Source organism: Streptomyces sp. NPDC051561, assembly GCF_044454195.1.
GTDB lineage: Bacteria > Actinomycetota > Actinomycetes > Streptomycetales > Streptomycetaceae > Streptomyces.
Map to the genome: position 1 here is coordinate 288,493 of NZ_JBITDM010000005.1, position 20,215 is coordinate 308,707.

Consider the following 20,215-nt stretch of genomic DNA (forward strand, 5'->3'; position numbering starts at 1 on the left):
CCCCGATCGGATGAACCCAGATGTGGGACCAATCCGGAACCGTCCCGGGCACCGAATGCAGTGCGTGAGCGGAAAATCGGGAAGTCGACGCAGGAACGCGGCGACCCTGGCTGCGGGAGCGGTCAGCGGTCTGATCGCCGGTTTCGCGGCGCTGTGCGCGGCGGAGCTGGCGGCCGCGGCGGTACGCCCCGAGGCGGGGCCGGTGGCCGTGGTGGGCGGCGCGGTCGTGGACCGTACGCCCGCGGCCGTCAAGGACTTCGCGGTCCGCACCTTCGGCACCGCCGACAAGCTGGTCCTGCAACTGGGCATCCTGACGCTGCTGGCCCTCTTCGCCCTGGCGGTGGGTCTGTTCGCGCTGCGGCGGCGGCGCACCGCCGCCCTCCTGGTGCTCGCCTTCGGCGCACTCGGCACCTTGGCCGCACTGACCCGCCCGGACGCGCGACCGCTGGACGCGGTGCCTTCGGTGGTGGGCGGGGTGGCGGGTGGCGCCGTGCTGTATCTGCTCACCTCGAAGCTGGGCCCCCGCACGTCTCCGGTACCCGAGGAGACGGCCGAGGCGCCCGGGGCCGGGCCGGACGCGGGTACGGGGAATGTGGGCTCCCCGTCCGGCCCGGCCGGGCCCGACCAGGCCGGGGGCCCGTCGGAGGAAGCGTCCCCGGCCGGACCGGGCGGGCAGCGGCCGGACACTGCGGGGCCGGCCACCGCCCGCCCGGCACCCCCCTCGGTGGCTCGCCCGGAGGCGGGCCGGGGCGGCTTCGACCGCCGCGCCTTCCTGATCACCGCGTCCGCCGCCGCCACCGCCTCCGCCGGAGTGGGCCTCCTCGGCCGTCACCTCAACTCCGGCCGGCAGGCCGACGCTGCGGCCGCCCGGGCGGCGATCACCTTTCCCGCCCCGGCCGACCCCGGCCGCCCCATGCCCCGCGCCGCCGAACTCGGCGTCCCCGGCGTGGCCCCCCTCACCACCCCCAACCGCGACTTCTACCGCGTCGACACCGCCCTGGTGGTCCCCCGGGTGGACGCCACCCGCTGGCGGCTGCGGCTGCACGGCCAGGGCGTACGGCGCCCGCTGACCCTCTCGTACGACGACCTCCTCGAACGCCCCCTGGTCGAGCGGGACATCACCCTGACCTGCGTCTCCAACCAGGTCGGCGGCCCGTACGTCGGCAACGCCCGCTGGATCGGCGTCCGTCTGGCCGACCTGCTGCGCGAGGCCGGTGTGCGTCCGCCCTCGGCCGGCGGCCCCGCCGACCAGTTGGTGGCCCGCTCGGTCGACGGCATGACCCTCGGCTCCCCCGTGGAGACCGTCATGGACGGCCGTGACGCCCTGCTGGCGGTCGGCATGAACGGTGAGCCGTTGCCCTTCGACCACGGCTTCCCGGTGCGGATGCTGGTGCCCGGCCTGTACGGCTATGTGTCGGCCTGCAAGTGGCTCCAGGACCTCGAACTGACCACGTTCGACGCCTTCGACGCGTACTGGGTGCGCCGCGACTGGGCCCGCGAGGCGCCCGTCAAGACGCAGTCGCGGATCGACACCCCGCGCCCGTTCGCCTCGCCGAAAGCGGGCACGGTGCAGGTCGCCGGGGTCGCCTGGGCGCAGCACCGGGGCATCGCCCGGGTGGAGGTACGGGTCGACGGCGGCCCGTGGCAGGACGCCCGGCTCGCCGCCGACGCGGGCCGCGACATCTGGCGGCAGTGGTCGTGGCCGTGGGCCGCCGTCCCCGGGAGCCACACCCTCGAAGTCCGCGCGACGGACCGCGCGGGCGACACCCAGACCGAACGCCGCGTCGGGACCGTTCCGGACGGCGCGACGGGACTGCATTCGGTGGTGGTCTCGGTGAACTGAGCCCCGGGCCGCACGCCCGCTCCCGGACCACTTTCCTCCGTAGCGCACAACCCATCCACCAAGGAGAACGTCATGAGCACCACCCGCACGCTGCCCCTCGCCCGCCGTGCCGCCCTCGCCCTGTCCGCGGTGGCACTGCTGCCGCTCACCCTGACCGCCTGCTCGGACGGCGGCAAGGACAAGGAGTCCACCGCGAACGCGGACTCCACGCCCAGCAAGGAAGCCGACATGGGCTCCACTCCGAGCTCCATGGACCCGATGAGCGGCCCCTTCGGACCGGGCTGTGCCGGCGTTCCGAAGGAGGGCAAGGGCAGCTTCGACGGCATGGCCAAGGACCCGGTGGCCACCGCCGCGTCGAACAACCCGGCCCTGTCCACCCTGGTCACCGCCGTCAAGAAGGCGGGCCTGGTCGACACCCTGAACAACGCGCAGAACATCACGGTGTTCGCCCCGACCAACGACGCCTTCGCCAAGCTCCCGAAGGCCGACCTGGACGCCGTGCTGGCCGACAAGGAGAAGCTGACCAGCATCCTCACCTACCACGTGGTCGGCCAGAAGCTGACGCCCAAGCAGCTGGAGAGCGCCAGCTACCCGACCCTCCAGAAGTCGACCCTGACGACGGCCGGTTCCGGCGAGGCGTACACGGTCAACGACACGTCCAAGGTGGTCTGCGGCAACGTCCCGACGGCCAACGCGACGGTCTACATCGTCGACACCGTCCTGATGCCGAAGGCCTGACCGCCGGCCCGTACGCTCGCTCCATGAACCAGTACGGGGCAACGGGTTGTGGAGCGGGCGGACCGGACCTGACGGATTGGTCGAGCCGCGCGATAGGTACGGTCGTCGGTTCCGCCGTCGGTGACGCACTGGGCGCGCCCTTCGAGTTCCAGCTCGGGGGCGCGTTCCGCGCACGCTTCAAGAACGGCACGGGCGAGATGTGCGGGGGCGGCGGCTGGGACCCCGGCGAAGCCACGGACGACACGCAAATGGCCGTCCTGGTCGCCGAATCGCTCCTCGAACGAGGCGGCCTCGACCTGCCGGACGTGTTCGCCCGCTTCCAGCGCTGGGCCGCCTCCGAGCCCAAGGACATCGGTCTGCAGACCGAGGACGTCCTCACCAACGGTGAGCCCTGGGACCTCGCCGCCGCCCTCCACTTCCAGGTCAACATCTACGCGGCCGGCAACGGCTCCCTGATGCGCGCCGCCACCTCCGCCGTGGCCTTCGCCCCCTCCGGCCGCGCCACGACGATGGCCGCAGCCCGCCGCCTGGCCGCCCTGACCCACGGCGACCGCGCAGCCTGGGAGGGCACAGCCATCCTGCACGAGCTGATCCGTGCGGCACTGACCTCGAACCCGGACGACACCCCCCTGCACCCCGGCCCCTCCCTCCCGTTGCCCCGACCCGCACGGGCGGCGGACCCGCCGAGCCCCTCCCACCCCCGCCGGCCCCCTCGGCCAACGCAACCCCCGCCCACCGACCCCATTACCCAGCCCGCTCGGGCGGCGGGGCCGCCCCCCGGGGGCGGAACGGGCGGGCAAGGGGGCGGCCCCCCACGCAGTCGCACCCACCCCGCCCCGGCCCACCCCGACGACGTACCCCCAGCGCCGCGCCCGCGTACCGCCACCATCCTCGCCGCCGTCCCGCGCGCCCTCGCCGAAGTCCACCCCGACCACCGCGACCGCTGGGCCACCGTCCTGGCCCCCGACTGGCACCCGGACGACGCCACCGAGTTCAACGGCGCCGTCTGGCCCTGCCTCGGTTCCGCCCTCTGGGCCCTGCGCACCACGGCCTCCTTCGAGGATTCCCTGGCAGCCGCCATCGACCTGGGCGGCGACACCGACACGGTCGCCGCGGTCACGGGCGCACTGGCGGGCGCGGCGTACGGCGCCCAGGCCATCCCCACCCGCTGGACGGACCCCCTCCACGTCCCCCTGCCGGGCTTCGCTCACCGCGTACTCCACTTCGAGGACCTCCGCGCCCTGGCCCTGAACCTCTCCCGCCTGATGGCGCCGCCCGCCGACACCCCCCGCCCGCCCCGCCTCCGTACCCTTGATCCACCATGACCCGCAGACCCCGCCGCCGCGCCACCACCCCCGCGCCTCTCGCCCAGCGCCTCGGCATCGATCCCGTCCACCTCAAGCTGCCGCCCGCCGGGCACGGCGACCGGCCCACGGTCCGCGCGTACCTCGTCGAACGTCTCGCCGCGGCAGGCCCGGACACCATCGACCGGATGTTCCGCGAAGCCGCCTTCGTCATCGCCGACGGCAGCCCGCTCGCTCCCGACGCCCCCTGCACGCCCGGCCTCGGTATCTGGTTCCACCGCGACCTCCCACCGGAACCGCACGTTCCCTTCCCCGTCCCGGTGCTGTACCGCGACGAGAACATCCTGGTCGCCGACAAGCCGCACTTCCTCGCCACCACCCCGCGCGGCAGCCACATCACCGAGACCGCCCTCGCCCGCCTCCGCCGCGAGCACGGCCTCCCCGAACTCAGCCCGGCACACCGCCTGGACCGCCTGACCGCGGGGCTGGTCCTCTTCGTGGTCCGCCCCCAGGCACGCGGCGCCTACCAGACCCTCTTCCGCGACCGTCACGTGCGCAAGGAGTACGAGGCGTTGGCCGCGTACGCCCCCTCACTCGACCTGCCGCGCACCGTCCGCAGCCGCATCGAGAAGGTCCCCGGCATCATCGCCGCGTACGAGACCCCCGGCGAACCCAACAGCGAGAGCCACGTCGAACTCCTCGCCCACCGCGGCGACCTGGGCCGCTACCGCCTCACCCCCCACACCGGCCGCACGCACCAGCTCCGCGTCCACATGAACGCCCTCGGCCTCCCCCTCCTCGGCGACCCCTACTTCCCCCGTCTCACCGACCCGGCCCCCGCCGACTTCAGCCGGCCGCTGCAACTCCTGTCCCGTGTACTGGAGTTCACCGACCCCGTCACCGGCGCCGACCATCACTTCGAGTCCCGCCGCACACTGGAGGCCTGGACCGACCCCGACGCCTGGGCGACCGGCCCGTCCGCATAGCGAAGGCCCCCACCGGACCGCAGTCCGACGGGGGCCCGTACGCGGGAGCGTCGCGTGCGGCTCAGCCCACCGAGCTGTAGGCCACCACTCCGCGCAGCACCGCGTCCACGGCCCTGCGGGCGTTCTTCGCCACCGTGCTCCCCTCCCGAGGAGCCGCCGCCGCCACCTGCCCCAGCACATCGATCACCTGCTTGCACCACCGGACGAAGTCCCCGGCCGGCATCTCCGCCTCCCGCAGCACCTCGTCCAGGCCCTTGCCCGAGGCCCACATGAACACCGCCCAGGCGAAACCGAGATCGGGCTCACGCTGCCCGACCCCCTCCGCCTGGTTGATCTTGTGGTCCTCCTCCAGCGCGTCGAGCCGGCCCCAGATCCGGACCATCTCCCCGAGTGCTGCCTTCGCCGCACCCCCGGGCACCTTGGGCGCCACCGCGTCGTCGGACTGCCGGGCCTCGTACACCAACGCCGAGACGCACGCGGCGAGTTCGGCCGGGCTCAGGCCTTCCCAGACGCCGTCGCGCAGACACTCGGACGCCAGCAGGTCGAGCTCGCCGTAGAGCCGCGCCAGCCGCTTCCCGTGCTCCGTCGCTGCGTCACCGCGCAGATAGTCCAGTTCGGTGAGCAGCGCGTAGATCCGGTCGAAAGTGCGGGCGATCGTGTTCGTCCGCCCCTCGATGCGGTTCTCCAGCTGCCGGGTGTCGCGCTTGAGCCGGTAATACCGCTCCGCCCACCGCGCATGGTCCTCGCGCTCGTCGCAGCCGTGGCAGGGATGCGCGCGAATCTCCGTACGCAGCCGGGCGATCTCCCGGTCGTCGGCCGCTGCCGCCCGCCCCTTCCGCTGCCGGTCGGGCACGATGTGCCCGGCCTTGGAACGGAGCTGGGAGGCCAGGTCGCGGCGCGACTGCGGCGAACGCGGGTTGAACGACTTCGGAATCCGCATCCGGTCCAGCGCCTCCACCGGCACCGGGAAGTCGATCTGCGCCAGCCGCTTGACCTGCCGCTCGGCGGTCAGCACGAGCGGGCGCGGCCCGTCGTGGTGCTCGAACCCGCGGTGGCCGTTGGTCCGCCCGGCCGGTACGCCCGGGTCCAGGACCAGGGCGAGTCCCGCGAACTTGCCCGTCGGCACATGAATCACGTCGCCGATCCTGAGCTTCTCCAGCGAGTCGGCCGCGGCCACCCTCCGCTGGTTCGCACCCTGCTTGGCGAGGTCCGTCTCGCGGTCCTTGAGGTCACGGCGCAACGCCGCGTACTCCTCGAAGTTCCCGAGGTGGCAGGTCATGCCCTGCTGGTAGCCCTCCAGCCCCTCCTCGTTCTTCTGGACCTGCTTGGAGATCCCGACGACCGACTTGTCCGCCTGGAACTGCGCGAAGGAGGTTTCGAGGAGCTCCCGTGAGCGGTGCCGCCCGAACTGCTGGACCAGGTTGACCGCCATGTTGTACGACGGCTTGAAGCTGGACCTCAGCGGATACGTCCGCGTACCGGCAAGACCGGCGAGCGCGCTCGGGTCCATTCCGCGCTGCCAGAGCACCGCCGCATGGCCCTCGACGTCGATGCCGCGCCGCCCGGCCCGCCCGGTCAGCTGGGTGTACTCACCGGGGGTGATGTCGGCGTGCTGCTCCCCGTTCCACTTGACGAGCTTCTCCAGCACCACCGACCGCGCGGGCATGTTGATGCCGAGCGCGAGCGTCTCCGTCGCGAAGACCGCCTTCACCAGGCCGCGTACGAACAGTTCCTCCACGACCTCCTTGAAGGTCGGCAGCATCCCGGCGTGGTGCGCGGCGATGCCCCGCTCCAGGCCCTCCAGCCACTCGTAGTACCCCAGGACGTGCAGGTCCTCGCCGGGGATGGAAGCGGTCCGCTCCTCCACGATCTCCCGGACCTGCTGGCGCGCGTCGTCGTCGTTGAGCCGCAGCCCGGCGTACAGGCACTGCTGCACGGCGGCCTCGCAGCCGGCCCGGCTGAAGATGAAGGTGATCGCGGGCAACAGCCCTTCGGAGTCGAGGCGTTCGATCACCTCGGCCCGGCTGGGTGTCCAGATCCGGGTGCGCGACCTGCGCTCCCGCTCCCGGTCGGCCTCGCGGACCATCTTGCCGCGCCGCCGGTCCCGGGGGTTGTACGTCGTCTGGTTCTCCATCCGGGCCATCTTCAGCAGGTCCGGATTGACCTCGCGGCGGCCGCCCCGGCCGTCGTCGGACTCCTCGAAGAGGTCGTACATCTTCCGGCCGGCCAGCACGTGCTGCCAGAGCGGCACGGGCCGGTGCTCGGAGACGATCACTTCGGTGTCGCCGCGGACGGTGTCCAGCCAGTCGCCGAACTCCTCCGCGTTGGAGACGGTGGCCGACAGCGAGACCAGGGTCACCGACTCGGGAAGGTGAATGATCACTTCTTCCCAGACGGCGCCGCGGAAGCGGTCGGAGAGGTAGTGCACCTCGTCCATGACCACATAGGCGAGCCCGAGCAGGGACTGCGAGCCCGCGTAGAGCATGTTGCGCAGCACCTCGGTGGTCATCACGACCACGGGCGCGTCCGAGTTGACGCTGTTGTCACCCGTCAGCAGCCCGACCTTGTCGGCGCCGTAGCGTCTCGCGAGGTCCTGGTACTTCTGGTTGGACAGCGCCTTGATGGGCGTGGTGTAGAAGCACTTGCCGCCCTGGGCGAGGGCGAGGTGCACGGCGAATTCGCCGACGATCGTCTTGCCCGAGCCGGTGGGCGCCGCGACCAGCACGCCCTTGCCCGCTTCCAGTGCCTTGCAGGCCTCGATCTGGAACGGGTCCAGTTCGAAGTCGTACATGGCGCGGAAGGGGTGGAGCGCGGTGGCCTCCTCGGCGGCGCGGATCCGGGAGGCGGCGTATCGCTCGGCTGGTGAGAGGTCCTCTGTCATCTTGCTTCGAGCCTACCCGTCACCTCTGACACTCAGCCCGATCTTTATTGCCCCTTGGAACCGGCCCCGCGGCGGCCCGGCCCCCGCACGGGCGTCAGGTGATGTCGTCGTACCCGTTGAGCTGCTTGGGCTCCTTGCCCTGTGCCTGCTCGGGCAGCATCCGCGAGGCGGAGACCGGCTCGATCTCGTGCTCGAACGGCTCGGGGGTGAGGTCCAGCTGCGAGGCCTCGTCGTCGTCGAGTTCGGCGTCGGGGTCCTTGCGGCGCCTGCGCTTGTCGTTGAGGAGCGAGAAGCCGACGGCCAGGAAGTACAGGATCGCCAGCGGTCCGGCGAGCAGCAGCATCGACAGCGGCTCACCACCGGGGGTGGCGATCGCGGCGAACCCCGTGAGGCCGATGATCATCCCTCGCCACCAGCGCAGCATCCGCGCGCCGGTGAGCACCTTCGTCAGGTTCAGCAGGATCAGCAGCAGCGGCAGCTCGAAGGCCAGGCCGAAGACGATCACCATGCGGGTGATGAGGTCGAGGTAGTCGTCCAGGTTGATCTGGTTCTGGACGTCGGCCGGGGTGAAGCTGAGCATGATCTCGGCCGTCTGCGGCAGGATCGTGTACGCGAGGTAGGCGCCGGCGGCGAAGAGCGGTGCTCCGGCCACGGCGAAGCTGTACGCGTACCGCTTCTCGCTCTTGTGCAGGCCCGGGGCGACGAAGGCCCAGAGCTGGTAGAGCCAGACCGGGGTGGCGACCAGGACACCGGTCATGAGCGCGACCTTGAGCGCGATGGTGAAGGGCGACAGGAGGTTGTCGGTCTTCATGATCGCGCAGTTCTGGCCGTTGACCGCGGTGATCCGGCCGTCCGTGCAGCCCACCGAGTCGAGGATGGGGCGCATCAGGAAGGAGAAGATCTCCTTCTGGTAGAACGCCGCGACTATCGTCACGACGAGGATCGCCAGAACGGCCTTCAGCAGCCGGTTTCGCAGCTCACGCAGATGATCGAGGAGCGGCATCCGCCCCTCGTCGTCGGCCTTCTGCTTGCGGGCAGACTTGAGCAACCCACGTCCCTTGTCTCGTGCGAGGGCCGACCTCCCGTTGTGCGCGGGGGCGGCCGGCAGCCGGTGTAGCCGTCAGCTCAGCTCTGGGTGGAACGGGTGGGGTCGTTGACCGGACGGCCGGGGGTGACATCGCCGGGCGCGGCCTTGATGGTGCGCGGGGTGACGGGCGCGTCCGCGTGGGCCTCCGTGGTGGGAGCCGGGGTCGCGGGCTCGTCGTCCTTCTTCATCGCCTTGGCCTCGCTCTTGAGGATGCGGGCCGACTTGCCCAGCGAGCGCGCCATGTCGGGCAGCTTCTTGGCACCGAAGAGGAGCACGACGACGGCGATGATCAGAACGATCTCTAGGGGCTTCAGATTGCCGATCATGTGCGACTTCCTTCTCACCGAGGCGGCTGGGCCGGAACGTTGGCTTGGGGGGCGGGTCGTGCTGGTCGGACTGGTGTCCGGCTTCCTGTGAAGCGATCGTAACCCCCGGGGGTAAACGTGAGGCAATGCCCGTGCGTACTCCCGATTGCGGTCGGTGCCTCGCTCTCGCACCGCAGGGACCGAGCGTACCGCCCCCTCGCCCAGTGGTGGAGACCACTGCGCGGACCGCCTGACTACCGCAAGGCTTCGCCGGTGCGCGCCAGGCTCTCGGTGGAGCGCTCCAGTTCCTGCGCGGCCCGGTTGATCCGCTGCGAGCTGTCCGCGACCTGACGGCCGAGCCGCCGTACTTCCACGAAGACCTTGATCGCCAGGACGCCGAGCACGGCGAGTCCGAGGAATCCGAGAGCGATGGCGAGCATGGGCCAGAACATGGACAGAGCCTAGACGCTAGAGGGGATGGAAGGGGTTCGCAGCGGCCTGCGTCCGGGACGCGGGCGCTCAGAGCGCGGTGTGCAGCCGCAGGGTCCGTACGCCGCCGCCCGTGAGCAATTCCACGATCCGCTCCCCCGCGGGCTTGCGGACCGCGACCCCGCACGCGGGGCAGGTGAAGGAGTAGAAAGTCGTACGGCGGCTGCCGCCGATCGCCAGCCGCAGCTCCTGCGCACCCAGCTCGAAGCGTGCCCGGCAGTCGGGGCAGCCGGCCTTGAAGAGGACCGACTCCGCCACCGGAGCGGCCACACCAGACATCACGGTCATGTCCCCAGCTCTCCTCGTACCTTGCTCTGTTCCGGCCGTACTTCCGTGCCGCGCCCGGGGTTCCTCGACGTCGGCACCCCGGGCGCCTCCTGCTTACGCGAGCCCGCCGGGGCCCCGCTCGTCCACCGTCTCGTACGCCGAGAGCGCATCGCGCGCCGCCTCCCGCGCACTCACCGCGAGCCCGACGGGCGAGACGATCCGCCCCTCCCTGCCCAGCCGCAGCGCCAGCCGCCGCAGTGAGGCCGGGTCCGGGGTCCGCAAGGTCACCCGCAGTCCGCCGTCGGGCAGCTCCTCGGCGCTGTCGTGCGGGTAGTACTCGGCGACCCAGCGGCCTCCGGGCCCTACCTCGACCACCACCTCCGGGTCCTCGGCGGCGGGCTGTACCAGCCCCTCGGAGAGGTCCCTCAGCTCGATCTGCGGCGGTGCGGACGGCTCGTCGAGCAGCTTGATCTCGGCGACCCGGTCCAGCCGGAAGGTGCGCCGGGCCTCGGAGAGCCGGCACCACGCCTCCATATAGGTGTGTCCGACCGCGAACAGCCGGATCGGGTCCACCTCGCGCTCGGTCAGCTCGTCCCGCGCGGGCGAGTAGTACCGCAGCCACAGCCGCCGCCGCTCCGAGATCGCCCGGTCGACGTCGGCGAAGACGCCGCCCTCGGACTCGAAGGTCACCGAGAGACGCGAGCTGGCACCGGCCACCTCGCCGGCCGCCGCCTCCAGCTTCGCGGTGGCCCGCAGCAGCGCCTGCCGGTCGCCCTCGCGCAGCCCGGGAAGCGTGGACACCGCCCGCGCGGCCACCAGCAGCGCGGTCGCCTCGTCGGCGGCCAACCTGAGCGGCGCGGCCACGTCGTCGGGGTTGTGCCACCAGATCCGCTCGCCGTCGGTGTCGATGTCGAGCAGGTCACCGCCCCGGAAGCTGGTCCCGCACATCGGCAGCACGTCCAGGTCCGAGATCAGCTCGTCCTGAGTAATGCCGAAGGCCCGCGCCACATCCTCGATGTGCGCCCCGGGCCGCTCCCGCAGATACGTCACCAGGGACAGCATCCGCCGGGTCTGGTCAATCGCGTTCGTCGCCATGTCTGCCCTACGCCCCTCAGCCCTTAGCCACGGCGCGCAGCCGGTCCACGACGTCCGCCCGCAGGTCCGCGGGCTCCAGCACCACCACGTCCGGGCCGAACTCCACCAGCCAGGCGTCCAGCCCGTGCCCGTAGGGAATCACCAACTCGTCCCAGCCGTCACCCAGTTCACGCACCGCGGTCGCCCGCGAACGCAGCGGATACCCGGCGTCGTGCCGCAGCTTGATCAGCGCACTGCGGGTGGCGGTCTCACCCGCCCAGCTCTCCACGGTCTCCCGTACGGTCACCACGTCCGGCACCTCGGCCCGGAACGCCCCGGCCCGCGAGCGCACCTTCCCGGTGATCCGCGACAGCCGGAACACCCGCTCCGCCTCCCGGTCCCGGTCCCAGCCCGCCAGGTACCAGTGACCGCGCCAGCACTCCAGCGTCCACGGCTCGACCTGCCGGGTCTCGGGGCGGGCGGCGGTGGCCTTGCGGTAGTCGAAGACCACCGGACGGCGGTCGCGGCAGGCCAGCATCAGCGGCTCGAAGGCCGCCTCGTGCACCGGAATGCGCGGCTCCAGCGCGCTGTGCTGCGGTCCGTCGTACGGGTCCTCCGCCTCCGGCATCCCGGCGGCGCGCAGTTTCTGGAGTGCGCCGCTGGCCGCTCCCGCGAGCCGGGCCTGCTGCCAGACCTTCGCGGCGAGGCCGAGGGCTGCGGCCTCCTCGGCGTCCAGGGTGATGGCGGGCAGCCGGTTGCTGTCGCGGCGGGCAAGGTAACCGGCGTCACCGTCGAGGTTCTCCACGGTCTCGATGATCAGGCCGAGTTCGCGCAGATCGTCCTTGTCGCGCTCGAACATCCGGTTGAAGGACTCCTCGTTGCCCGCCTCCAGGTAGGCCTCGATCGACTCCTTCAGCTCACGCTTGCTGAGCGGGCGCCGGGTCCCCAGCAGGCACAGCGCCAGGTTCATCAAACGCTCGGCCTTGGCAATCGCCATGGACGCCCTCTCTGAAGTCAAGTGCGCCCCAAACCGTCCGGCGCTACGACCGTCGACCGTACCGCCCCGGGGTGTCGCGGCAAAAGCCGAGGGCCCCTGCCGGTTACCGGCAGGGGCCCTCGGAAGGTGCGTCCGATCGCACGGACACCAGGTCCGCGATCAGACGGACACCAGGTCGCAGACGAAGATCAGCGTCTCGCCCGGGGCGATGACGCCACCGCCGGCGCCACGCTCGCCGTACGCGAGGTGCGCAGGGATGGTCAGCCGGCGACGGCCGCCGACCTTCATGCCCTGCACGCCCTGGTCCCAGCCCTGGATGACCTGGCCGGCACCGAGCTGGAACTCCAGCGGGTTGCCGCGGTTCCAGGAGGCGTCGAACTCCTCGCCGGTGGAGAAGGCCACACCCACGTAGTGGACCTTGACGTAGTCGCCGGCCTTGGCCGCGGCGCCGTCGCCCTCCCAGATGTCCTTGATCTCAAGGTCCTTCGGGGCTTCACCCTCGGGGAAGTCGATCTCGGGCTTCTCGATGCTCACTGAACGCTCCTACGACAAGAATCTTTCGGACAACCGGAACAGTCTCGCACGGCCGGTAAACGGGTGTGTGCCGTCCGCGCACGGTCAGAACGGGCCTCAGACCGTGCCGACGATGTCGACGACGAAGACCAGGTTGTTCTTCGCCAGCTCGCTCTGCGGGTTGCTGCCGTAGGCCTGCGCCGCCGGGATGGTCAGCAGTACGCGGTCACCGATGTGCTTGCCGACCAGACCCTTGTCCCAGCCCTTGATGACCGATCCGGTGCCGATCTGGAAGGCGGTGGCGCCACCGTGGTCCCAGGAGGAGTCGAACTTCTTGCCGTCCTCCCACTTCACACCGGTGTACTGGGCGACCAGGCCCTCACCGGCCTTCACCTCGGCGCCCTTGCCCTTGATCAGGACCTGCTCCTTGAGGTCCTTGGGGGCCTTCTCGCCCTTGGGGATGGTGATCGTGGCGGCCTTGGGGCCCTCCGCCTTCACCTCGGGCATGCCCTCGGACACGGCCGCCTGCTCGCCCTTCGACTCGGTCTTCTTGTCGAACGCCTTGGCGCCGACGACGTCGACGACCCAGACCAGGCCGTCCTCCGGCTTGATCCCGGACTGCGGGTTCAACTGCTCACCGATGAGCGCCTTCGCGGTGCCCTCGATCTCGATACGGCTGCCGACCTTCTGACCGGCCACCGCCTCCATCACCTTGCCCGGCAGCATCTGCCCGGGCTGCGAGATGTCCTGCACCACCTGCATACGCGGAGCCTTGGGGTCCGCACCCGGCTGCTTCGTCCAGGTGGAACCGAGGCTCTGGCCGTCCTTCATCGTCTTGCCGGCGAAGTCCAGACGTACGAAATCGGTCTTCTTCACCTCGGCACCCGTACCGGCCGAGACCGTCTTCACGGACACCTGGTCGGCCGCCTTCGCGCCCTTGGGGACCTCGATCTTCGGCTCCTCGCCGAACTTCCCGGAAACCTTGGCGACGGCTGCGGCCGACGCGGTCTTCGACCCGTCGTCCTTCGCCTTGGAATCGGACCCACAGGCGGCGGTCAGGAACAGAGCGGGCACCACCAGTGCGGCAGCGGCACGGCGGGCAGTCTTCGTGGGGATCATCAGTCCAACTCGCGGTAGGGGTCCTGGGCAGTCCAGCCACTCTACGACCTGGCCCCAGCGGCACCACGAGCACCGACACGGCAGTGCGCCGGGACGAATCCGCCCCGGCGCACCACCTCAACCCGGATGCCTCACACCCCGTACTACATACCGGCGATCAGCTTCTCCACCCGGTCGTCGACCGACCGGAACGGGTCCTTGCACAGCACCGTGCGCTGCGCCTGGTCGTTCAGCTTCAGATGCACCCAGTCGACGGTGAAGTCCCGGCGCTGCTCCTGCGCCCGCCGGATGAAATCGCCGCGCAGCCGCGCCCTGGTGGTCTGCGGGGGCACCGACTTGCCCTCGAAGATCTTCAGGTCGTTGCAGATCCGGGCGGCCTGGCCCCGCTTCTCCAGCAGGTAGTACAGGCCCCGGCGACGGTGGATGTCGTGGTACGCGAGGTCGATCTGCGCGACCCGCGGATGCGACATCGTCATGTTGTGCTTTTCCCGGTACCGCTCGATGAGCTTGTACTTCATGACCCAGTCGATCTCGGTGCCGATCCGGTCCAGGTCCTCGGCCTCGATGGCGTCGAGGGTCCGGCCCCACAGCTCCAGCACCTTCGCCACATTGCCCTCGCGGATCCCGCGACGGTCGACGAAGTCCACGGCCTTCTCGTAGTACTCGCGCTGCACCTCCAGCGCGGACGCCTCCCGCCCGCTGGCGAGACGCACCTTGCGCTGGCCGGTGATGTCGTGACTGACCTCACGGATCGCCCGGATCGGGTTCTCCAGCGTGAGGTCGCGCATCACCGTGCCCGCTTCGATCATGCGCAGCACCAGGTCGGTGGCACCGACCTTGAGCAGCATGGTCGTCTCCGACATGTTGGAGTCGCCGACGATGACGTGCAGCCGGCGGTAGCGCTCGGCGTCCGCGTGCGGTTCGTCGCGGGTGTTGATGATCGGCCGGGAGCGGGTCGTCGCGGAACTGACGCCCTCCCAGATGTGCTCGGCACGCTGGCTCACGCAGTACACCGCACCGCGCGGCGTCTGCAGCACCTTGCCCGCGCCACAGATCAGCTGACGCGTGACCAGGAACGGAATGAGGATGTCCGCGAGCCGGGAGAACTCTCCGTGCCGGGCCACCAGGTAATTCTCGTGGCAGCCGTAGGAGTTCCCGGCGGAATCGGTGTTGTTCTTGAAGAGGTATACGTCGCCTGCGATTCCCTCCTCGTGCAGGCGGCGTTCGGCGTCGACGAGCAGGCCTTCGAGAATGCGCTCACCGGCCTTGTCGTGGGTGACCAGCTCGGTCAGGTTGTCGCACTCGGGAGTTGCGTATTCCGGATGCGATCCCACGTCGAGGTACAGGCGGGCGCCGTTCCGCAGGAAGACATTGCTGCTGCGGCCCCATGACACAACACGGCGGAAGAGGTAGCGCGCCACTTCATCAGGAGACAGTCGGCGCTGTCCCCTGAACGTGCACGTGACGCCGTACTCGTTCTCCAGCCCGAAAATGCGGCGGTCCATGACTGAACATTACGCCTGATGGCCTGAGCTGAAACCGGGTTCGACCTCACCGATTCGATCATTTTCAAAAGGCCCGGCGATGTTTACGGCGCGCTCGGCAACCTGGCCGTCGACCGGAGGAACCGTCAGCACCCGGCGCGTCGCCAGGAGAACGAGCAGCGCCAGTACGCCGGCGACCGCCGCCACCGCGAAACTCGCCGACGTACCCCCGAGTTCGACCGCGGGACCCGCGACCCCCGTACCCACGGCGGAACCCACACCGAAGGTCGTCACCAGCCAGGAGAACGCCTCGGTGACCGTGCCGCGCGGGGCGTGCCGGTCCACCACGATGAACGCGCACGCCAGTGCCGGCGCCAGGAACACCCCCGCCACCGCCGCCAGCACCGTCATCGCGACGATCCCCGGCGTCAGCATCAACGGCAGGTACCCGGCCGCGAGCAGCGCGACGATCACCAGCAGCCGGGGCTCCGGAGCACCGGCCCACTGCCGCGCCCCGTACACCAGACCGCCCACCAGCGCCCCGAGCCCGAGCGCCGCCATCAGCACCCCGTACACCCAGGTCTTCTGGTGGTCGTCGCCGTACGCCACTCCCGCGACGGTGATCGAACCCAGCGCCGTACCGACGAAGAAGAACGCCCCGAGCAGCGCCAGCAGCCCCTTGGAGCGCAGCGCCCCCAGCCAGTGCGCCTCACGCGCGGCCGAGCGCCAGGCCCGCGAAGGCTTCGAGACGACGACCGACAGCGCACCCAGCACACCGATCGCGTTGATGATCAGCAGCGCCGCCGCCGGCGACCACAGCGAGACGAGGACCGTCACCAGCAGCGGGCCGACGGTGAACATGATCTCCTGGGCGACCGCGTCCATCGCGTACGCCCGGTGCACCTTGTCCTCCTCGCCCAGCACGCTCGGCCACAACGCCCGCAGACCGCCCTCCAGCGGCGGCGTGAACAGACCGGCGACGGCCACCGCGGCATACGTCAGCACCAGCGGATCGATACCGGTCAGACACAGCACGAGCATGCCGAGCGCGGACACCAGCGCGGACGGGAGCTGCACCCTGGGCTGGCCGTGCAGGTCGACCGCCCGGCCGAGCAGCGGCTGGCCGATGGCGTTGGCCACCCCGTACACCGCGGCCAGCGCACCGCCCAGGGTGTAGCTGCCGCCCTCGGCGCGGGTGAAGAGCATGATCGCGATCGGCGCCGTCGCGTTGGGCAGCCGCCCCACCAGCGTCCCGGCCAGCAGGCGCGCGGCATGCCGCGTCCCCAGCAGTTCGGCGTATCCCGCGGCCATCTGTCCCGCCCTTCTCCCCCGGCGCAGCTCCCGCGCGGACCGAGGTTTTACGTATAACTTCCGCCGTCATACGTACCATGACGGCAAACCCGAGGTCCACCTCACGGCCCCACCCCGCCCCCACCACGCACCCACGGAGCACCCGGTGACCACCTCCGCCCACCCCGCCCCCACCAGCAGGGACGTCGCACGGGCGGCCGGGGTGTCCCAGGCCACCGTCTCGCTGGTCCTCGGTGACAAATGGCGGGGCCGGGTCTCCGAGCGCACCGCGGGGCTCGTCCGGGACACCGCCCGCGACCTCGGCTACCGCCCCAACCTCGCCGCCCGCAGCCTCCGCCTCGGCCGCACCCGCACCGCACTCCTGGTCGTCCCCGCCCTCACCAACGAGTTCTTCGCCCGGGTCTACACCGGCGCCGCCGAAGCCGCCGCCGAGCACGGCTTCGGCGTGGTCCTCTACCCCTCCCCCGACGGCATCGGCCCCGCCCGTGACCCCTTCGCCTCCGCCCGCACCGCCCTCGACGGCGTCATCGCCTCCTCCATGGCCACCGGCGCCCTCGGCGCCCTGCGCAGCGCCGGCCTCCCGCTCGTGATGCTCGACAGCGACCCCACCGACCGCGACGGCGACGACACCGCCGGCGCCGCGGCCGCCCACGTCAACCTGGACATCGGCGACGGCATGCAGCAGGTCGCCGCCCACCTCCTGGGCCTGGGCCACCGCCGCTTCGTCCACCTCGCCTCGGCCGTCGACTCCTGGACCTTCGACGTCCGCGCCCGCACCCTCGCCACCGTCCTGCACGCCACCCCGGGCACCACCCTGCGCACCGTACGCAGCCGCCTCGACGTGCACAGCGCCCGCGCCGCCACCGAGGCCGCCCTCACCTCGGGTGAGGACCGGCCCACCGCTCTGATCTGCGACGACGACATCCTTGCCGCCGGCGCCTGCAAGGCCCTGCGCCGGCTGGGACTGCGCGTCCCCGAGGACATCTCCGTCACCGGCTTCGACGACCTCTCGCTGGCCACCGCCGTCGAACCCGAACTCACCACCGTCCGCCTCCCCGCCGAACAGGTCGGCCGACGCGGAATGGCCGCCCTCCTCGCCGTCCTCGACGGCCGCACGCCGGACACCACCGGCCTCCCGGTCGACCTGGTCGTCCGGGGCTCCACGGCACTCGCGCCCTGACACAGGTGTGGCCCCGGACCGCTCCCTGCGGTCCGGGGCCACACCTCGAACGCCATGCGCGCCCTACTCCTCCTCGGTGTCCGAAGGCACCTCGGTCGGCGCCGACGCGTCTCCGTCGGCCTCCAGCAGACGCGACAGCTGCCGCCCCACGATCCGCTTGAACTTCCGCTGCTGCGGCCGCGTACGGTCCAGCACGGCCACTTCCAGCCGCTCTGCCGGAATCTCCCGCTCCGTGCCGTTGGTGTCCCGCGACAGCGCCTGCACGGCCAGCTTCAGCGCCTCCGCCAGACTCATGTCGTCACGGTGCCGCTGGTCGAGGAAGCTGCTGATCTGCTCGGCGTTGCCACCGACCGCGACCGAACCGTGCTCGTCCACGATCGAACCGTCGTGCGGCAGCCGGTAGATCTGGTCGCCGGTCCGCTCGGTGCCGACCTCGGCGACCACCAACTCCACCTCGTACGGCTTCTCCGCGTTGCTGGAGAAGATGTTGCCGAGCGTCTGCGCGTACACATTCGCCAGACCGCGCGCCGTCACGTCGTCGCGGTCGTAGGTGTACCCCCGCAGATCGGCATAACGCACGCCGCCGATCCGCAGGTTCTCGTACTCGTTGTACTTACCGGCGGCGGCGAAACCGATCCGGTCGTAGATCTCGCTGAACTTGTGCAGCGCACGGGACGGATTCTCGCCGACGAAGACAATGCCGTCGGCGAACTGCAGCACAACCAGGCTGCGTCCACGGGCAATGCCCTTCCGCGCGTATTCCGCCCGGTCGGCCATGGCCTGCTGGGGTGAGACATAGAACGGCGTAGACACCGGCTATCCGTCCCTTTCTGTCAGAGGCAAAAACATCGAAGAGACCGAAGGACGGTCACAGAAGTCGCTGAACGACGGCTACAGCCGAACGACGGCTACAGCAGCGCGGCACGCGGCCCGTCGGGCTGTTCCATCCGCTTCGCCAGAACAGTCCGCGCAAGCTCGGCGGACTCGTCGTCCGTCAAACGCCGGAAACCGTCCTCCGTGATGACCGTGACGATCGGGAAGATGCGCCGCGCCATGTCAGGACCACCGGTCGCCGAGTCGTCGTCAGCGGCGTCGTACAGCGCCTGGATGACCAGCGTCGTGGTCTCCTGCTCGGACAGATCCGTCCGGTACAGCTTCTTCATCGAACCGCGCGCGAACACCGAACCCGACCCGGTCGCCGCGTACCCGAGCTCCTCGGAACGGCCGCCCGTGACGTCGTACGAGAAGATCCGGCCCTTCTCGCGGTCGATGTCGTACCCCGCGAACAGCGGTACAACTGCCAGGCCCTGCATGGCCATTGCCAGATTCGACCGGATCATGGTCGACAACCGGTTCGCCTTGCCCTCCAGCGACAGCTGCGCACCTTCCACCTTCTCGAAGTGCTCCAGCTCCAACTGGAAGAGCTTCACCATCTCCACGGCCAGACCGGCCGTGCCGGCGATGCCCACCGCCGAGTACTCATCGGCCGGGAACACCTTCTCGATGTCGCGCTGCGCGATCATGTTCCCCATGGTCGCCCGCCGGTCACCGGCGAGCACGACCCCGCCGGGGAACGAGGCGGCCACGATGGTCGTCCCGTGCGGTGCCTCGATGACGCCCTGCACCGGCGGCAGCACCCGCTTGCCCGGCAGCAGTTCGGGCGAGTGCTCGCCGAGAAAGTCCATGAACGACGAGGAGCCCGGCGTCAGGAAGGCAGCTGGTAGACGCCCGGTGCTACGAGTGTTGGCTTCCACGCGTTTCCCTCCAGGTATGCGATGGCCCGACGCAAGGTGTCGGGGTCATCTCCCAACAGCCCGAGGGCCGCATTGCAGTTGAAGCACAGTACGCCTCGGACCCTACCCGTCTCGTGGCAGTGATCCACGTGTACAGCTGGTGCCTTCAAGCAGATCGTGCAGACGCCGGCCTGGGACGCGACCATGTCGTCGCGTTCGGCTTCGGTGATGCCGTATTGGCGCTTCAGGTGGCCCGCCCGGCCTTCGATTGCCCGGCACGCCTTGCAGCGCGTGGACAGGCCGTCGGACGCACTTGAGTTTCGGTGCCACTCGCTGTGCGGCTTGACTTCCCCGCAGCTCCGGCAGAGTTTGTGCCCGGAGGGCACCTCAACCTTCTCCCGAACCGGCTTGCCCATCGCCTCCCGGCGGCGCCGATAGTGCATGGCCCCGTATTCCGCCACACACTCCCGGCACCGCACCTGAAGGCCGTCTGCTCGATTTCGATCGGATGCAAAGGAACTCAGAGGTAATTCCCTCTCACACCCGGAGCAGACTTTCCCCTCCGACGAAACCGACATATCCTCTATTGTCCGCCTTTTTGAACGAATGAGCGCACGAATTCCTCCGCGTTTTCCTCAAGTACGTCGTCGATTTCGTCCAATACCGAATCCACGTCGTCCGACAGCTTCTCCTGTCGTTCCTTGAGGTCCTCCGAAGCCTGTGCGTCCTGCGTCTGCTCCTCGGCCTCCTCGGTGGAACGCGTCGCCTTCTGCTGTCCGCCGCCGGTGTCCTTGGTCGCCATCTACCTCACCCCGCTCGGTTCGATGTCCTTGGTCCTTGATCAGACCCTATAAGTGAGGTCTGACATTCGCCCCTTGCTTAACGAAGCCGTGGGAACCATCTG

Annotated in this window: 20 protein-coding genes; 5 read left to right on the forward strand and 15 right to left on the reverse strand. The window is 70.3% G+C overall.

Going from position 1 to position 20,215, the window contains the following annotated elements:
- The first annotated feature begins 55 nt into the window (after window positions 1-55).
- The 4 genes from ACIA73_RS14800 to ACIA73_RS14815 all read left to right on the forward strand — a co-directional run bounded on the left by ACIA73_RS14800 (window position 56) and on the right by ACIA73_RS14815 (window position 4,871).
- On the forward strand, window positions 56-1,843 hold the full coding sequence (locus tag ACIA73_RS14800) for a molybdopterin-dependent oxidoreductase (RefSeq protein WP_399438842.1): 1,788 nt from the start codon (window positions 56-58) through the stop codon (window positions 1,841-1,843).
- Between the two features lie 72 nt (window positions 1,844-1,915).
- Window positions 1,916-2,581: a fasciclin domain-containing protein gene (locus ACIA73_RS14805; RefSeq protein ID WP_399438843.1), complete on the forward strand. Its 666-nt coding sequence runs from the start codon at window positions 1,916-1,918 to the stop codon at window positions 2,579-2,581.
- A gap of 23 nt (window positions 2,582-2,604) precedes the next feature.
- Window positions 2,605-3,906 carry an ADP-ribosylglycohydrolase family protein gene (locus tag ACIA73_RS14810; RefSeq protein ID WP_399438844.1) on the forward strand — a complete coding sequence of 434 codons (1,302 nt, stop codon included), beginning with the start codon at window positions 2,605-2,607 and terminating at the stop codon, window positions 3,904-3,906.
- On the forward strand, window positions 3,903-4,871 hold the full coding sequence (locus tag ACIA73_RS14815) for a pseudouridine synthase (RefSeq protein ID WP_399438845.1): 969 nt from the start codon (window positions 3,903-3,905) through the stop codon (window positions 4,869-4,871). Before ACIA73_RS14810 ends, ACIA73_RS14815 begins: the two co-directional genes overlap by 4 nt.
- A gap of 61 nt (window positions 4,872-4,932) precedes the next feature.
- Here the strand turns inward: ACIA73_RS14815 and ACIA73_RS14820 are convergent, their stop codons facing one another.
- The 11 genes from ACIA73_RS14820 to ACIA73_RS14870 all read right to left on the reverse strand — a co-directional run bounded on the left by ACIA73_RS14820 (window position 4,933) and on the right by ACIA73_RS14870 (window position 16,398).
- Window positions 4,933-7,752 carry a DEAD/DEAH box helicase gene (locus ACIA73_RS14820; RefSeq protein ID WP_399438846.1) on the reverse strand — a complete coding sequence of 940 codons (2,820 nt, stop codon included), beginning with the start codon at window positions 7,750-7,752 and terminating at the stop codon, window positions 4,933-4,935.
- A 94-nt stretch (window positions 7,753-7,846) separates the two neighbouring features.
- Window positions 7,847-8,800 (reverse strand): twin-arginine translocase subunit TatC, encoded by a 954-nt coding sequence (gene tatC, locus ACIA73_RS14825; protein WP_399438847.1) that lies wholly within the window; start codon window positions 8,798-8,800, stop codon window positions 7,847-7,849.
- 77 nt (window positions 8,801-8,877) lie between these two features.
- A complete protein-coding gene (tatA, locus tag ACIA73_RS14830; protein ID WP_399438848.1) occupies window positions 8,878-9,165 on the reverse strand; it encodes a Sec-independent protein translocase subunit TatA in 288 nt (95 codons plus the stop codon).
- Window positions 9,166-9,398: 233 nt separating this feature from the next.
- Window positions 9,399-9,596, reverse strand: a complete 198-nt coding sequence (locus tag ACIA73_RS14835) for a hypothetical protein (protein WP_399438849.1) — start codon at window positions 9,594-9,596, stop codon at window positions 9,399-9,401.
- 67 nt (window positions 9,597-9,663) lie between these two features.
- Complete coding sequence (locus tag ACIA73_RS14840) at window positions 9,664-9,921, reverse strand: hypothetical protein (protein WP_399438850.1); 258 nt, start codon at window positions 9,919-9,921, stop codon at window positions 9,664-9,666.
- A 93-nt stretch (window positions 9,922-10,014) separates the two neighbouring features.
- Window positions 10,015-10,995 (reverse strand): helix-turn-helix transcriptional regulator, encoded by a 981-nt coding sequence (locus tag ACIA73_RS14845; protein WP_399438851.1) that lies wholly within the window; start codon window positions 10,993-10,995, stop codon window positions 10,015-10,017.
- A gap of 16 nt (window positions 10,996-11,011) precedes the next feature.
- A complete protein-coding gene (locus ACIA73_RS14850; RefSeq protein WP_399438852.1) occupies window positions 11,012-11,971 on the reverse strand; it encodes a helix-turn-helix transcriptional regulator in 960 nt (319 codons plus the stop codon).
- A gap of 159 nt (window positions 11,972-12,130) precedes the next feature.
- On the reverse strand, window positions 12,131-12,505 hold the full coding sequence (locus ACIA73_RS14855) for an FKBP-type peptidyl-prolyl cis-trans isomerase (protein ID WP_399438853.1): 375 nt from the start codon (window positions 12,503-12,505) through the stop codon (window positions 12,131-12,133).
- A 96-nt stretch (window positions 12,506-12,601) separates the two neighbouring features.
- Entirely contained in the window at window positions 12,602-13,603 is a 1,002-nt protein-coding gene (locus ACIA73_RS14860; RefSeq protein WP_399438854.1) for an FKBP-type peptidyl-prolyl cis-trans isomerase, read from the reverse strand.
- Window positions 13,604-13,746: 143 nt separating this feature from the next.
- Window positions 13,747-15,108, reverse strand: coding sequence for a Pup--protein ligase (gene pafA, locus ACIA73_RS14865; protein WP_399438855.1), 1,362 nt, complete (start codon window positions 15,106-15,108; stop codon window positions 13,747-13,749).
- A gap of 9 nt (window positions 15,109-15,117) precedes the next feature.
- Entirely contained in the window at window positions 15,118-16,398 is a 1,281-nt protein-coding gene (locus ACIA73_RS14870) for an MFS transporter (RefSeq protein WP_399438856.1), read from the reverse strand.
- Between the two features lie 145 nt (window positions 16,399-16,543).
- Here ACIA73_RS14870 and ACIA73_RS14875 point away from each other — a divergent pair, with 145 nt between their 5' ends.
- Window positions 16,544-17,578 (forward strand): LacI family DNA-binding transcriptional regulator, encoded by a 1,035-nt coding sequence (locus tag ACIA73_RS14875; RefSeq protein ID WP_399438857.1) that lies wholly within the window; start codon window positions 16,544-16,546, stop codon window positions 17,576-17,578.
- Between the two features lie 63 nt (window positions 17,579-17,641).
- On the opposite strand, the gene prcA is transcribed toward ACIA73_RS14875, so the two are convergent.
- The 4 genes from prcA to ACIA73_RS14895 form a co-directional block, all read right to left on the reverse strand.
- The gene (gene prcA / locus ACIA73_RS14880) at window positions 17,642-18,391 is read right to left on the reverse strand and encodes a proteasome subunit alpha (protein WP_399438858.1); all 750 of its coding nucleotides are present in this window, start codon (window positions 18,389-18,391) and stop codon (window positions 17,642-17,644) included.
- Window positions 18,392-18,486: 95 nt separating this feature from the next.
- Window positions 18,487-19,332: a proteasome subunit beta gene (gene prcB, locus ACIA73_RS14885; protein ID WP_399438859.1), complete on the reverse strand. Its 846-nt coding sequence runs from the start codon at window positions 19,330-19,332 to the stop codon at window positions 18,487-18,489.
- Entirely contained in the window at window positions 19,284-19,889 is a 606-nt protein-coding gene (locus ACIA73_RS14890) for an endonuclease VII domain-containing protein (RefSeq protein ID WP_399438860.1), read from the reverse strand. The genes prcB and ACIA73_RS14890 overlap by 49 nt, the downstream gene beginning before the upstream one ends.
- 5 nt (window positions 19,890-19,894) lie before the next feature.
- Window positions 19,895-20,113 (reverse strand): ubiquitin-like protein Pup, encoded by a 219-nt coding sequence (locus ACIA73_RS14895; RefSeq protein WP_399438861.1) that lies wholly within the window; start codon window positions 20,111-20,113, stop codon window positions 19,895-19,897.
- Window positions 20,114-20,215: the final 102 nt, after the last annotated feature.

Bases quoted from the DNA above. Each gene is read 5' to 3' on its own strand.
- ACIA73_RS14890 (WP_399438860.1), bottom strand. From the start codon at position 19,889: ATGTCGGTTTCGTCGGAGGGGAAAGTCTGCTCCGGGTGTGAGAGGGAA.
- ACIA73_RS14860 (WP_399438854.1), bottom strand. From the start codon at position 13,603: ATGATCCCCACGAAGACTGCCCGCCGTGCCGCTGCCGCACTGGTGGTG.
- ACIA73_RS14815 (WP_399438845.1), top strand. From the start codon at position 3,903: ATGACCCGCAGACCCCGCCGCCGCGCCACCACCCCCGCGCCTCTCGCC.
- ACIA73_RS14820 (WP_399438846.1), bottom strand. From the start codon at position 7,752: ATGACAGAGGACCTCTCACCAGCCGAGCGATACGCCGCCTCCCGGATC.
- ACIA73_RS14845 (WP_399438851.1), bottom strand. From the start codon at position 10,995: ATGGCGACGAACGCGATTGACCAGACCCGGCGGATGCTGTCCCTGGTG.
- ACIA73_RS14800 (WP_399438842.1), top strand. From the start codon at position 56: ATGCAGTGCGTGAGCGGAAAATCGGGAAGTCGACGCAGGAACGCGGCG.
- pafA (WP_399438855.1), bottom strand. From the start codon at position 15,108: ATGGACCGCCGCATTTTCGGGCTGGAGAACGAGTACGGCGTCACGTGC.
- ACIA73_RS14850 (WP_399438852.1), bottom strand. From the start codon at position 11,971: ATGGCGATTGCCAAGGCCGAGCGTTTGATGAACCTGGCGCTGTGCCTG.
- ACIA73_RS14895 (WP_399438861.1), bottom strand. From the start codon at position 20,113: ATGGCGACCAAGGACACCGGCGGCGGACAGCAGAAGGCGACGCGTTCC.
- ACIA73_RS14810 (WP_399438844.1), top strand. From the start codon at position 2,605: ATGAACCAGTACGGGGCAACGGGTTGTGGAGCGGGCGGACCGGACCTG.
- ACIA73_RS14870 (WP_399438856.1), bottom strand. From the start codon at position 16,398: ATGGCCGCGGGATACGCCGAACTGCTGGGGACGCGGCATGCCGCGCGC.
- tatA (WP_399438848.1), bottom strand. From the start codon at position 9,165: ATGATCGGCAATCTGAAGCCCCTAGAGATCGTTCTGATCATCGCCGTC.
- ACIA73_RS14840 (WP_399438850.1), bottom strand. From the start codon at position 9,921: ATGACCGTGATGTCTGGTGTGGCCGCTCCGGTGGCGGAGTCGGTCCTC.
- ACIA73_RS14805 (WP_399438843.1), top strand. From the start codon at position 1,916: ATGAGCACCACCCGCACGCTGCCCCTCGCCCGCCGTGCCGCCCTCGCC.
- ACIA73_RS14835 (WP_399438849.1), bottom strand. From the start codon at position 9,596: ATGTTCTGGCCCATGCTCGCCATCGCTCTCGGATTCCTCGGACTCGCC.